This is a genomic window from Bacteroides caccae (assembly GCF_002222615.2).
In the GTDB taxonomy this organism is placed as follows: domain Bacteria; phylum Bacteroidota; class Bacteroidia; order Bacteroidales; family Bacteroidaceae; genus Bacteroides; species Bacteroides caccae.
In genome coordinates this window covers 4,236,002-4,250,478 of record NZ_CP022412.2, presented here as the reverse complement: position 1 = coordinate 4,250,478, position 14,477 = coordinate 4,236,002, and the positions used below count along the sequence as shown (strand labels likewise).

The 14,477-nt window shown below is 41.6% G+C and carries 6 protein-coding genes, 1 tRNA gene and 4 pseudogenes; 8 read left to right on the top strand and 3 right to left on the bottom strand.

Annotated features, from left to right (window positions below):
- Position 1: 1 nt before the first annotated feature.
- From CGC64_RS17370 to CGC64_RS19200, 8 genes and pseudogenes are all read left to right on the top strand, one after another.
- The gene (locus tag CGC64_RS17370; protein ID WP_096037496.1) at positions 2-2,326 is read left to right on the top strand and encodes a glycoside hydrolase family 3 N-terminal domain-containing protein; all 2,325 of its coding nucleotides are present in this window, start codon (positions 2-4) and stop codon (positions 2,324-2,326) included.
- Positions 2,327-2,337: 11 nt separating this feature from the next.
- A complete protein-coding gene (locus CGC64_RS17365) occupies positions 2,338-3,975 on the top strand; it encodes a beta-N-acetylhexosaminidase (RefSeq protein ID WP_004323198.1) in 1,638 nt (545 codons plus the stop codon).
- Between the two features lie 741 nt (positions 3,976-4,716).
- Positions 4,717-4,971, top strand: a pseudogene (locus CGC64_RS17360) (DUF6528 family protein); the annotation flags it as partial.
- Positions 4,972-4,977: 6 nt separating this feature from the next.
- Positions 4,978-5,548 (top strand): annotated as a pseudogene (locus CGC64_RS17355) (glycoside hydrolase family 3 N-terminal domain-containing protein); the annotation flags it as partial.
- Complete coding sequence (locus CGC64_RS19370) at positions 5,524-5,658, top strand: fibronectin type III-like domain-contianing protein (protein ID WP_349894419.1); 135 nt, start codon at positions 5,524-5,526, stop codon at positions 5,656-5,658. The pseudogene CGC64_RS17355 and the gene CGC64_RS19370, both read left to right, overlap by 25 nt.
- 24 nt (positions 5,659-5,682) lie before the next feature.
- Positions 5,683-8,262: a glycoside hydrolase family 3 C-terminal domain-containing protein gene (locus CGC64_RS17350; protein ID WP_004323718.1), complete on the top strand. Its 2,580-nt coding sequence runs from the start codon at positions 5,683-5,685 to the stop codon at positions 8,260-8,262.
- Between the two features lie 4 nt (positions 8,263-8,266).
- Positions 8,267-10,690: an outer membrane protein assembly factor BamB family protein gene (locus CGC64_RS17345; RefSeq protein WP_032855575.1), complete on the top strand. Its 2,424-nt coding sequence runs from the start codon at positions 8,267-8,269 to the stop codon at positions 10,688-10,690.
- A 515-nt stretch (positions 10,691-11,205) separates the two neighbouring features.
- Positions 11,206-11,508: pseudogene (locus tag CGC64_RS19200) on the top strand (transposase); the annotation flags it as partial.
- A gap of 21 nt (positions 11,509-11,529) precedes the next feature.
- Here CGC64_RS19200 and CGC64_RS17335 read toward each other — a convergent pair.
- From CGC64_RS17335 to thiL, 3 genes and pseudogenes are all read right to left on the bottom strand, one after another.
- Positions 11,530-12,765, bottom strand: a pseudogene (locus tag CGC64_RS17335) (site-specific integrase).
- Between the two features lie 456 nt (positions 12,766-13,221).
- Positions 13,222-13,294 (bottom strand) — tRNA-Phe (locus tag CGC64_RS17325).
- Positions 13,295-13,435: 141 nt separating this feature from the next.
- Positions 13,436-14,470, bottom strand: a complete 1,035-nt coding sequence (gene thiL / locus CGC64_RS17320; RefSeq protein ID WP_005679563.1) for a thiamine-phosphate kinase — start codon at positions 14,468-14,470, stop codon at positions 13,436-13,438.
- Positions 14,471-14,477 lie beyond the last annotated feature (7 nt).

Genomic DNA, 14,477 nt, shown 5'->3' with positions numbered 1-14,477 from the left:
CATGAAAAAACTATTAACAACTTTATTGTTTGGAAGCATTTTTTCGGCTTGTGCCGAAAGACAACCGGTTCCTGCCATTCCGTCAGATCCGGAAATAGAAGGAAAAATAGAGAAACTGCTGAAAGGCATGACTCTTGAAGAGAAGATTGGCCAGATGTGCGAACTGACCATTGGGGTAGTGACGGATAAAAACAATAATAAATTGAGCGAGGCGTTACTGGATACGGTGATTGGCAAATATAAGGTAGGTTCGTTACTGAATATTCCTTTCGGAGTCAGCCAGAAAAAGGAAGTGTTTGCAGAAGTGATCACACAGATTCAAAAGAAATCTTTGGAAGAAATCGGGATTCCATGCATTTATGGTTTGGATCAAATTCACGGGGCTTCATATACGCAAGACGCTACTTATTTTCCTCAAGGTATCAATATGGCGGCTACTTTCAACAGGGAACTGGCCAGGCGTTGTGCGGAGATTACGGCTTACGAGACTCGCGCTTGTTGTGTACCGTGGACATTTGCTCCTGTAATGGATCTCGGGCGCGATCCTCGTTGGCCGCGTATGTGGGAAAGTTTCGGGGAAGATACCTATGTGAATGCACAAATGGCTGTACAGGCTGTACGTGGTTTGCAGGGGGATAATCCGAATAAGGTGGATGAATATCATATTTCATCCTGTATCAAGCATTTTATGGGATATGGGGTTCCAGTCTCCGGTAAAGACCGTACTCCTTCTTCTATTACCGATATTGACATGCGTGAGAAATACTTTGCTCCTTTCAAGGCGGCGATTCGTGCGGGTGCCTTGTCGCTGATGGTCAATTCCGCCAATAATAGCGGGGTGGCGTTTCATGCCAATAAAGAGTTATTGACCGGATGGTTGAAGGAGGACTTGAACTGGGATGGAATGATTGTGACCGATTGGAATGATATTAATAATCTGTATTTTCGCGACCATATTGCAAGCAGCAAGAAAGATGCCGTCAGGCTGGCTGTCAATGCGGGTATTGATATGGCAATGATTCCTTCGGAGGGACAGTTTTGTATCGACTTGAAAGAACTGGTTGAGGAAGGGGCTGTTTCAATGGAACGTATTGACGATGCCGTACGACGTGTATTACGTTTGAAATTCCGCTTGGGATTGTTTGAGAATCCATACTGGGATATTCGGAAATATGACAAGTTTGGAAGTCGGGAGTTTGCAGAAGTGGCATTGCAAGCTGCTAGGGAATCGGAGGTCTTGTTGAAAAATGAAGGAGAACTTTTGCCTTTACGTAAGGGAACGAAGATATTGTTGGCAGGTCCGAACGCCAATGCTATGCGTTGTCTCAACGGAGGATGGTCTTACAGTTGGCAGGGAGAGTTGGCGGATGAATTTGCGCAGGCTTATAATACTATCTATGAAGCATTATGCAACAAGTTTGGTACGGAAAATATTATCTATGAACCGGGAGTGACGTATGTTGCTGATCCTAATGATAACTGGTGGAAAGAAAATCGTCCGGAAATAGGAAAGGCAGTTACTGCTGCCGGTAGGGCGGATGTGATAATAGCTTGTATAGGAGAGAATACGTATTGTGAGACTCCGGGAAATCTGAATGACTTGAATCTTTCTTCCAATCAGAAAGAGTTGGTGAGAGCACTTGCGGCAACAGGAAAGCCGGTAATATTGGTTCTGAACGAAGGACGGCCGCGTATAATCCATGAGATAGAACCTTTGGCAAAAGCGGTGGTTCATATTATGTTGCCGGGAAATTACGGTGGAGATGCGTTGGCTGACTTGATTGCCGGAGATGCGAACTTTAGCGGTAAATTGCCTTTTACCTATCCGAAATTCATCAATTCGCTTGCTACGTATGATTATAAGCCGTGTGAACAGATGGGAACTATGGAAGGGGAGTATAATTATGATGCGGTTATGGATATTCAATGGCCCTTTGGACATGGATTAAGTTATACGTCCTATGAGTATAGTAATTTTAAAGTGAATCGTACGACTTTCAATGCGGATGATGAACTGATATTTGAAGTGGATGTAAAGAACGTGGGAGAAAGGGCAGGTAAGGAAACGGTCCTGTTGTATTCCAGTGATTTGGCAGCTAGTGTTTCACCAGATGTGATCCGTCTTCGTTATTTTGAGAAAGTTGAATTACAACCGGGTGAAACTAAGAAAGTTGTTATGAAGTTGAAAGGAAGCGATCTGGCTTTTGTCGGTCAGGATAGGAAATGGCGGTTGGAGCAAGGACGTTTCCGCATGAAGTGTGGCAGTGAAATACTGTATATAGACTGCGAGAAAGACAAAATCTGGGATACTCCCAATATCGACTAAGCAGAAACGATATGAAGAAACTGATTACAATAAGCGTGATATTCGTTGTTATAGCCGCGTGCGATATTTCGGAAAGAGTGGAGGCGGACTATAGGAATGTAATACCTTTACCACATGAAATAGTAATGGTAGATGGGAATTCTTTTGTTGTTGAGAAAGATACCCGGATTCTTTATCCTGAAGATAATGTTCTTTTAGAAAGGAATGCACAATTCCTTGCCGGATACATTGAAGAAACAACAGGAAGGCGGTTGAAAGTGGAACCCGGGCAAGGTGGGAATGACGAGAATGTGATTATGTTAGGGCTGGATGCTTCGATTGACAACCCGGAAGGATATGAACTGACTGTGCTACCGGACAGGGTGACGATAAAAGGGCAGGCTGCCAATGGGGTTTTCTATGGTTTGCAGACGTTGCGCAAGTCTGTTCCTGCTATAGCTTATGGTTCAGATATCATTTTGCCTGCAGCTGTCATTAAAGACGCTCCCCGATTTGCTTATCGGGGAATGATGCTGGATGTGGGACGTCATTTTTTCTCGGTCGACTTTGTGAAGCGGTATATTGATTTACTTGCTATGCACAATATGAATTATTTTCATTGGCATCTGACGGAAGATCAGGGATGGAGAATTGAAATAAAGAAATATCCCCGGTTGACGGAGATAGGTTCTATACGTAAAGAGACGGGAATTGGCGCTAGCCGGACAGAGTTTGACGGAAAACCTTATGGCGGTTTTTATACGCAGGATGAGATAAGGGAGATCGTGAAGTATGCGCAGGAGCGATATGTTACAGTTATCCCCGAGATTGATTTGCCGGGACACATGTTGGCTGCACTGGCAGCCTATCCGGAACTGGGTTGTACGGGAGGTCCTTATGAAGTGGCATGTCATTGGGGAGTCTTTCCGGATGTTCTTTGCTTAGGAAATGAAAAGACGTATGAATTTCTAGAAGGTGTATTGTCAGAGGTGATAGAACTTTTTCCGTCCAAGTACATACATATCGGTGGGGATGAAGCTCCCCGAACTCGTTGGGAGATGTGTCCGAAATGTCAGGGATTGGCGAAGAAAGAGGGCTTGAGAACTGATAGAAAACATTCTACCGAAGACCGGTTACAGAGTTATTGTATGAAGCGTATCGAACGATATCTCAATGAAAGGGGACGACAGATTATTGGCTGGGATGAGATCTTGGAAGGTGATGTGGCGCCGAATGCTACGGTGATGTCATGGCGTGGGATACGGGGAGGTATCAAAGCTGCAAAGTTGAAACATGATGTGATTATGACGCCGAATGATTATATGTACTTTGATTATTATCAGTCTGACGACAAGGCGCAGGAACCACTGGCGATGGGCAGCGGAGTGACTGTTGAAAAGGTATATGGTTTTGAGCCGGTGGCAACAGAGTTGGAAAAGGAGGAAAAAAAGTATATTCTTGGTGTGCAGGCGAATGTGTGGACAGAGTATATTGCCACTCCTGAACATGTAGAATACATGATGGTTCCGCGAATAGCAGCTTTAGCAGAGGTGCAATGGATGATGCCGGAGGAGAAAGACTATCAGGAATTCTTGAAGCGTTTGAGCAGTCTTGTTGGATTTTATAAACGGGAAAGTGTAAATTATGCCAAGCATGTACTAATGAAATAAAATAGTTGTAGGGGAGTATTTCAAGATGAATTTTGTATAAAGGTTAGGTTGCTATTACCTTTTGGTCACGATATATAGCGATTTAAAATGGAAAAAGAATACGGAAGGATAGCTGGAATACACATTTCTTGGCATACCGGTTTTTCATTCCGATTATCTTAATGTACTATTTGTTTTATCTCAAGACTGTGGAGATAGCTGCGTGGATTAAGAAATACGACTCTAGTCGTTTGGTAAATTCGATAGTTGGTGGTAATCATTGTGTGTGCTGCTATGTTTGGTGAATATGTAGTTATTGATATGGTATTGAAAGGACATTTTTGGGTACCTGACAAGAATTGAAGATATATACAGTATAATGTTCCAGAAGAGGTAACGAATGAATATCAAAATTACGCCAATTAGTTATTCGAACTGATAAAGGAAAGTTTCTATGCTGTTTATATTCAAATCATAGGTGTAGAAGGGTAAGTAAACATACTGATTATAACCATAAAGCTGTTAAAGCGAATGAAGCTGTGGCACCAACGTTGCAAGAGATTGATTGAAAAAAACTGGAAATTTAACAAAGGGAATTTAAATGGAATATGATATTTATAGATATCCTTGCTTGAAAGAATTTTCTTTGTTTAGTATGAAGCAAGTTTTTAAGACAACTTTGGGTGATGTAATAAAACTATGTCAAATATTACTCCTTTAGAATAGTCTTTTGTTGAATATTCTTGTATTTGAGAGAGTATTGAGAATGTGTGGCAATATGATATAAAGAATAACAAAGCTGAATTGATTTACCCGCTTTACGCTGTGAAGAGTGTGTGTAACAGTGCCGACGGGGTACTGATGTTGTATCCTACTACCGAGTGGTGGTCTGATGGTCTGATAAACGAGAAAGGTAAGAAACTATTTAACATCTACGGCGCTAAAATCTATAAGGGTCGCTGGGTAATGAATAATACCTTCAGCTACCCCAAGGAGCATAAACCCAAGTTTGAGTAATATATAATGAAAGTATGGATATTAGGAGCAGTGGGTCTTTGGACGATATGTAGTTTTGCACAGCAGCAAGAGGTTCCCATTTATTTGGATAATAATCAACCTATAGAGAAGCGTGTGGAAGAATGCTTTGGCACGCATGATTTTGGAAGAAAAAGCGGTAATGACCCATGCCCAATCTAAGTTCAGTTCTCCCGGTGTTCTTCGTTTAGGGATTCCTGAAAACTGGATGTCTGATGGTCCACACGATGTACGTGAAGAACTGCTTTGGGATCAATGGAATATAGCTAAGTGGACGAATGATTCTTGTATTGCCTTTCCGGCATTAACCTGTTTGGCGGCTACGTGGAATCCCGAATTATCTTATATATATGGAAGCAATATTGGAGAAGAAGCACGCTACCGCAATAAGAATGTCCTATTGGGGCCGGGAGTTAATATCTATCGTAGCCCGCTGAACGGCCGGAATTTCGAATATATGGGAGAAGACCCATTTGGGGCATCCCGTATGGTAGTACCTTACATAAAAGGTGTACAGAAAAACGGAGTAGCTGTATGTGTGAAACATTATGCACTGAATATTATGACGATGAGAAACACGAATGGGTGGTGGAACCGGGAGAATTTCGAGCTTTAATAGGAGCCTCCTCAGCCGATATTCGTAGTAGTGTAAAGTTTAAACTTAGATAAATAGATTAACCAAAATAAGAGAATATGAAGAAATATATAGGCCTCGTACTAGTGGCGATGTCGGGCTGTATACTTACAGTTAACGCACAGCAATCATTTTCTTATAAGAATCCACTTCTTCCTACAGAACTAAGAGTGAATGACTTGCTGGGCCGGATGACACTGGAAGAAAAGATAGCTCAGATTCGTCATTTGCATTCGTGGGATGTGTTCGATGGACAGATCCTGAATCAAGAGAAGTTGGATAAGATGTGCGGTGGAATAGGATATGGGTTCTTTGAAGGTTTTCCATTGACGGCTGCAAGCTGTCGTAAGACTTTCCGTGAGATACAAACCTATATGGTAGAAAAAACACGTCTGGGTATTCCCGGATTTCCGGTTGCCGAATCTTTGCATGGAGTGGTGCATGAGGGAACAACTATCTACCCTCAGAATATCGCGATGGGGAGTACTTTCAATCCAGAACTGGCTTACGAAAAGACTAAACATATTGCAGGCGAACTGAATACGATGGGAGTGAAGCAAGTGTTGGCACCTTGTATTGATGTTGTACGTGATTTACGTTGGGGACGTGTAGAAGAGTCTTTTGGTGAAGATCCTTTTCTTTGTTCAAAGATGGCGGTTGCTGAGGTAAAAGGATATATGGAACATGGAATTTCTCCGATGTTGAAGCATTACGGTCCGCATGGTAATCCTTTGGGTGGATTGAATCTGGCTTCGGTGGAGTGTGGTGTACGTGATTTATTTGATATTTATTTGAAACCATTTGAGGCTGTGCTTGCTGAAACTGAAATTATGGCTGTCATGTCCAGTTATAATTCTTGGAATAGAATTCCTAATTCTGCTTCTCGTTTTATGCTGACGGATATTTTGCGCAATAGATTTGGTTTCCGGGGATATGTTTATTCGGATTGGGGAGTTGTCAGTATGCTGAAGACTTTCCATAAGACGGCGGTGGATGATTTCGAAGCGGCCCGGCAGGTTTTGACCGCCGGAATGGACGTGGAGGCTTCCAGCTCTTGCTATGCAGTGCTGGCTGATAAAATACGGAATGGAGAGTTTGATATCAGCTATATCGATCAGGCCGTGAGACGAGTGCTTCGTGCTAAATTTGAATTGGGGTTATTTGAAGATCCCTATCAGGAACAAGCAGTCTATCGGCTTCCTCTCCGTTCGAAAGAAAGTGTGAAACTTTCACGTAGGATTGCAGACGAATCGACCGTATTGCTGAAGAACGATGGACAGTTGTTGCCGCTGAATGTTCGAAATTTGAAGTCAGTAGCGGTGATTGGTCCTAATGCGGATAATGTACAATTTGGAGATTATACCTGGAGTAAAAAGAAAGAAGATGGAGTGACACCGCTTCAAGGAATCAAAAACTTGTTGGGTGATAGGGTGAAAATCAACTATGCTAAAGGATGTTCTTTGGCTTCTTTGGATACTTCGGGGATAGCGGAGGCTGTGGATGCTGCCCGTCATAGTGATGTTGCTTTGATATTTGTGGGGAGTTCGAGTACAGCGTTCGTACGTCATACTCAAGAGCCGTCTACTAGCGGAGAAGGAATCGATTTGAGTGATATCTCTTTGACCGGTGCACAAGAACAATTAATACGTGAGGTTTTTGCTGTGGGAAAGCCGGTGGTTGTTATATTGGTGGCAGGAAAGCCTTTTGCCATACCTTGGGTGAAAGAGAATATTCCGGCGATATTGGCGCAATGGTATGCTGGCGAACAGGAAGGAAACTCTATTGCGGATATTTTGTTTGGCAATGTGAACCCTTCCGGAAAACTGACTTTTTCATTTCCGCAAAGTACGGGGCATCTCCCTGTCTATTATAACTATTTGCCTACGGATAAAGGATATTATAAAGAGCCGGGAACTTATGAAAAGCCGGGAAGAGATTATGTTTTCTCAAATAGTTCCCCGCTATGGGCATTTGGATATGGATTGAGCTATACTCAATTTGAATATCTGAAAGCTGTTACAGATAAGGAACTCTATCAGGCTAATGATACCGTTTGTGTGACTGTTCAATTGAAAAATACGGGGAAAAGAACCGGGAAAGAGGTGATACAGGTATATATGCGAGATGTGGTCAGCTCGGTGATGACACCGGTGAAGCAGTTGAAAGGTTTCAGAAAAGTAGATTTACTTCCCGGACAGACACGGGAAACGACTATAATGATTCCTGTTCATGAATTTTATCTGACAGATGATTTGGGCAATCGTTATCTCGAATCGGGCAAATTTGAATTACAGGTAGGTACTTCTTCCGACCGGATTTATTTCAACCTTCCGGTGTATATCGGTTCTTCCGGAAAGGGAGGACAGACGGTGTCCGGTACTTCTTTCAAATCACGGACAGATGGAAAAGTGATTCAAGTAAAAGGAACTGTCCGTGATATACAGGCAACTCCGCTTGCCAGAGTGAAAGTCCAGTCCGAAGAATCCGGTGAAAGTGCGTTGACTGACTATCGGGGCACATATACTATCAAGGTGAAAGATAATGGCAGACTTATTTTCTCGAAAAAAGGATTTGCCGATAAAACAATAGAAGTAGAGGGGCAGACTGATGTCAGTATTCAAATGGCTAAAGGTGAGTAGATACATGAAATACTGTATGGCTATTGGTTTGCTGGGTAGTATGACTTTACAAGCTATGGCTCAATATACAGGAAAGGTTTTCGTTGATGAGAACAGAAATGGTCTCCTCGATGAAGGTGAAAAACGATTGCATCGGGTCTCTGTTTCCGATGGGTTAAATGTGGTACAGACAGATTCAAATGGCGCATATCAATTGCCCGGACATTCCCGTATGCATTTTCTGTTTATTACTACTCCTTCCGGATATAAGACTGATAATGCCTACTATTACCGGATAGAGAACGGTCGTACGGAATACGATTTTCCGGTATATCCTTGTTATGGAGGAATTCAAGCTGACGGTAGTCACCGGTTTATACATATCTCTGATACAGAAATACGTGGAAAAGAAGGGAATCAAGCGTGGGTGGATAATCTCCGTGACTATTCGGCCAATGAGAAAATAGCTTTTATCGTGCATACAGGGGATATTTGTTATGAATCGGGACTGAACAGTCATATAGGCTTGCTGAATACCGCTTTGATGGAAGACACGCAAATCTTTTATGGAATAGGCAATCATGACTTGGTGAAAGGTGCTTATGGGGAAGAACTTTTCGAGAAACTCTACGGACCGGTATTCTATTCATTTGATGTGGGGAATACACATTACATAATGACACCTATGCTTCATGGAGATTATTTACCGGAGTATACTAAGGAAGATGTATATCGCTGGATGAAAAATGATCTTGCTTATGTAGGCAAGGAGAAGTCGATCATTGTTTTCAATCATAGCCTGCCGGAAGATACGGTAGCTTTTAAATATGGTATGAGTGATACGGAGTATATAGATTTACCGGCTATGGGATTGAAAGCTTGGTTGTACGGTCACTGGCACGTAAATCATGTGCATAAGCATAAAGTGACAGGGGTGTATACTATCTGTACCTCTACGCCTGCTTGTGGTGGTATTGACCATGCACCTTCTGCTTTTCGTGTACTGACTGTTGATACAGAGGGAAACGTGGCGTCCGAGTTCCGATACAGTTATCTGTCTCCTTCATTACATATTGTTTCGTTGGAGAATGGACAGCTGCCAACACTTCCTTCCGGAAAGATTCCTTTGTCCGTCAATGCCTACTCTACGGTTTCCCCAATACGAACCATGCGTTATTGGTGTGAATCGGAAGGTAAAAAAGTTCTTTCCTCCAATCTTTTGAAACGTCAGAGTGATTTCAATTGGTATGCGGAAATTCCTTTGCTTTCTCAATGGGAACATCGGCAGCTTACTGTAATAGTGGAGGCATTTTTCAATAATGGAGAGGTAAGGCGATGCAGGCGTTCGTTTTTTTATGAAAAGCCTGAAAGGAAACAATTGCCTTTGCGGTTGTCATGGATTAAAAATGTAGGCGCTTCTATTTTTATGTCTGCTCCTTTGGTATATCGGAAACGTCTATTTACGGCATCGGTCGATGATAATGAATCGGGGAAAGCGGCTGTAGTGTGTATGGATGCGCAAAATGGAACAGTCTGTTGGCGGTATTCACTTCGTGGCTCTGTACGCAGTAGTATTGCGATTGCTGATGGACTGGTCTTTGCCCAAGATGTACATGGTTACCTATATGCGATTCAAGCAGAAACTGGGACATTGGTTTGGGAAAAAGATTTAAATATCGGTGTACTTCCTCCTTTGAATGACGGTTTGGTTGCTGTTTCGGATATAGTATATGCCGGTACAGGAAAATCATTATGTGCCTTGAAAGCAGCTACGGGGGAACTTATTTGGAAGAATGGAGCTTGGAGCAGGGGGGAAGGATGCGTGGCAACACTTTCTCTTGGACATAGTATTCTGATTGGGCATGCAAACTGGAAGGGGTTGTATGCCAATAATGCTGTTAATGGTGAGTTGTTGTGGGAGAATAAAGATGCAGAATTAAAATATCGTTCGGCCTCTGTTGCTTGGGAAGGAGAGAATCTCTATCTTCTTTCTTCCCGTTCCTTTTTTATCTTGAATTCAAAGAACGGTGAGATTATAGTACGTAAAAAATTGAATTGTTCGGTCAATGTGAATTCAACTCCTTTAGTCACTGGATCCGAGATAATATTTGGAACAGCTACTAATGGAGTCATAGCTTTAGATAAGCAGACCTTAGAAGAGAAATGGAATTTTAAAACAAACCCCGCTTTGATTTATACATCTCCTTATTCTAAACCATCATCTTCAACTGTAGAGACTAGTCCAGTGTTGGTTGGAGATACTATTTTCTTTGGGGCTTCTGACGGAATACTGTATGCATTGAACCGTATAAATGGCAAACTGCTGTGGAAATACCAAACCGGTGTACCCATATTTTCTACAGTATCTATTGCGGGAAACGCTTTGTATGTAACAGATTTTGCCGGTAATGTGTATGGGTTTATAATGAATAATAAAACACAAGATTAACGCGAATTATCGTAGATTATCACAGAAATGACTTTATAAGTTGTTGATTATTATATCAATATAGGGATATTCAATAAATGTCTTAAAAAAATACGATGGCATATGAAGATGATGTCCTAATATCGGGATGGGACTATCCATCTGATTGTGTAAATAGAAAGAGGCTGTCTCAAAATAGAATTTCAAGAACGAAAAACTTATAGATTGAAATCTCTTTAGAAAAAATCTCCTTATTTTGCCCTTTCTTATAAGGAAATAAGGCTAAAATAAGGGGATTCTTATACTTCAACTTACAGATTATAAGTAAGGCTGCCTCATTTTTCTATTTTGAGACAGCCTCATTTCTATCAAGAAAAGGTCTGCATGTATATGCGCCACCTTTTTTCAAAGGCTGTCTCTTATAACCGCTTTGTGGAATTGGAAAAGAGGTGGCCATCCCGTTGGCTTTGTTTATCAAAAAGATACTTTTAGGCAAATGTACAGGCATCAGTTTCGTTGACAGTACTCCTTTACGGGTATGCAAGAACCTCTTTCAAAGATTGTTTGTCAATGGCATACAGCTTATAACCAAGTTAAAAAGCAATATGAAAGGAACGTTGATGTCACTTTCAGACAAACTCCTTCTTAGGAAACGAACCATTATAGAAACCGTTAATGACGAACTCAGGAATATATCACAAGTGGAACATTCAAGACATAGAACCTTTGATAATTTCATTGTCAACCTCTTGGGTGCAATCGCAGCATACTGCTGTTTTCCAAAGAAGCCGTGTATCAATGTTACGAGAACAATTGATATACAGCTTGCCTTATTTTGAATTTGTCGAACTCACGTTAATTTATTGTGTCAATTGCTCCTTAACATGAATCATGGATTTCTTTAGGCTTGCATTCATTACTCGTGCGTAATGTTGCGTCATTCGTGTGGAAGCATGCCCAAGCATAACCGATACATCTTGTAGGGGTACATTGTTAGCGAGCGTAATGGTAGTCCCGAATGTATGCCGGGCGACATGAGTGGTGATATTTTTTTTAATCCCGCAGAAATCTGCTATTTCTTTGAGATAGCTGTTCATTTTCTGATTGCAGGGAACTGGGAGACAATATCCTTTTTTGATACAGACAGGATTATTTTCATACTTTTTTAGTATGGCAAGCGGAACGGGAAGTAGAGGTATGTTACAGATTGAAGATGCTTTACGCCGATGCATCAGTTTGATTCTTCCTTTTCTGATCCACCAGTCTCCATTATTATCTTGCACCATATCTTCTTTTTTGAGCGTGGACACATCGACAAATGCCAGACCGGTGAAACAGGCGAAAATGAAAATATCCCGTACCAGTGCCAGTCGGGGTATAGTGAATTCCTTATTCATAACGGTCTGTAATTCGTCATATGTGAGGAATACAGGAGCTGTTTCATCCTGTTCCATTTTGTATCCATAAAACGCATCTTTCTTCATCTAACCTTTTGCCAGTGCCATATTTGTGATTTTCTTGAAACATTTCATATATCGTACAATAGTGTTGCGGCATAAACCGACTTCTGTTTTTAAATGAAGGTCAAAGGCTTTTATGAATTCCGGAGTGAGTTCATGGAAAGTAATATCTTCTTTGTCATAAAATGTAGGAATGGAATTTTCGAGTTTTTTCAGTACATTTTTGTAACGGTTGATGGTCACTGGTGCATAGTCAATATTCACAACTTTCTCCATCTCCTTGATTTCTTGTCGTATTGCTCCAAGCAGGGTACGCATTTCCGTATCCTTACCGAATACACGTTTTAATATTAAGGAGGGAGTGGATATTGCCTGCTCCAGTATAAGTTCCTTATACTTTTCCAATGCTCGCGTGGCTAATTCAGATAAATAACTGTTGAGTTCATTGGAAGCCCGGTCTTTTCCTTTACTACATCCTTTGGCTGCGTTCCACAGTTTGAGAGGAACGCTTCTTTGGATTCGTGTTTCTTCGTATTGACCGTTAATTGTGATCCTCATTAGAATAGGTGCTTCACCATTTTTTAATAATTTCGTTTTGAGAACGAAAAACAGAATCTTCATTGTTCCTTGTTTCATAACCTTTTTTCTTTAAGTTGGTAAATACAATTAGTTATTCTGTCAACTTGAAAGATGAGTTGGAAGTCGGTAAAAAAGTTAAAATCGGTGGCTTTTTGGTAGACATGGTCTGAAAAACCACCGTTTTTTTTAGTTTTAAGATTCTCTTTGTTTTCCTTCATCTTATATTTGTCAGTAAAGGAAGAATCTTTTTTGCTTTTCTTTTTTCGCTGTTTCCATTACATTCAAGCAGGTATGCAAAAGTATGTTTTTGCTCCTAAAAATGATTGGCGCAAATTATTGTAAATGAGTGAAATATAGTGCAATCGGTGGTTTTTTAAAGGGACTCTGAAAAAGCCACCGAATGGGACATTTCCAGATACTCGAATCGGCTAGAATTTGCGTATTGGAGTATAAAAGAAAACCCATTGAAATGACTGAATTTCAATGGGTTCCGAGAAATTACCGAATCGATAGTGGTGCCACCAGGAATCGAACCGGGGACACAAGGATTTTCAGTCCTTTGCTCTACCAACTGAGCTATGGCACCTTGCTTGATTGCGGTTGCAAAGGTAGTGAAACTTTTGGAATCTGCAAGGCTTCCGGTAATAAAAAACACTGATAAAAAGTTAGTCTGCTTATTATCAGTGTTATATGAATTGAAAATATTTTTGCTGTTAACCGGAATATTCTATTTATCCTCCTTTAGCGGATTCCAACCTTGGGCTTTCAGTTCGAACTCTTGTCCGTCACGGGTTATCAAGGCACAGCCAAGTTCTGGTTTGGTGATATGTCCGATGAGGCGGATACCCTCCATTTGCGAAACTTTTTCGTGGTCGGCGATAGGTACGGTGAAAAGAAGCTCGTAGTCTTCGCCTCCGTTCATGGCACAAGTTGTTAGGTTCATGTTAAACTCTTCGGCCATGACAGCAGTCTGGTAATCAATGGGGATGTGCTCCTCGTATACGCGACAGCCGGTATTACTCTGTTTGCAGATATGCATTAATTCGGATGATAAGCCATCGGAGATGTCCATCATTGAAGTCGGGATGATATTGGCGGCAGCAAGTTTCTCAATGATATCTTTACGGGCTTCCGGCTTAAGTTGGCGTTCCAGTAGATACTCCTTGCCGGAGAAATCCGGTTGGACATCTTTTTCGCCTTTCAGTACAACCTTTTCACGTTCAAGAAGTTGTAGCCCCATATAGGCGGCACCTAGATCCCCGCTGACACAAATCAGGTCGGTTTCTTTGGCTCCATTGCGGTAGACCACTTTATCTTTGTCTGCGTCGCCGATACAAGTAATGCTGATAGCAAGTCCTGTAAGGGAAGAAGTCGTATCACCTCCTACGATATCAACATTATATTGTTGGCAGGCCAGACGGATACCGGCATAAAGATCATCCATGTCCTCTACGCTGAACCGTTTGGAAAGGGCGATAGAAACCGTGATCTGCCGGGGAGTACCGTTCATGGCATAAATGTCGGAAAAGTTGACTACGGCAGCTTTGTATCCCAGATGTTTCAAGGGGACATAAGTCAGGTCGAAATGTACACCCTCCATTAGTAAGTCGGTAGTCACCAATACTTGCTTCTCTGAAGGGTAAGAGAGGACAGCAGCGTCGTCACCTACTCCGTATTTACTGGATTCGTTTTCTAATTTAATTCCCTCGGTGAGGCGGTCAATCAGACCGAACTCACCAAGAGTAGCTATTTCAGTTCTCATAAATCGA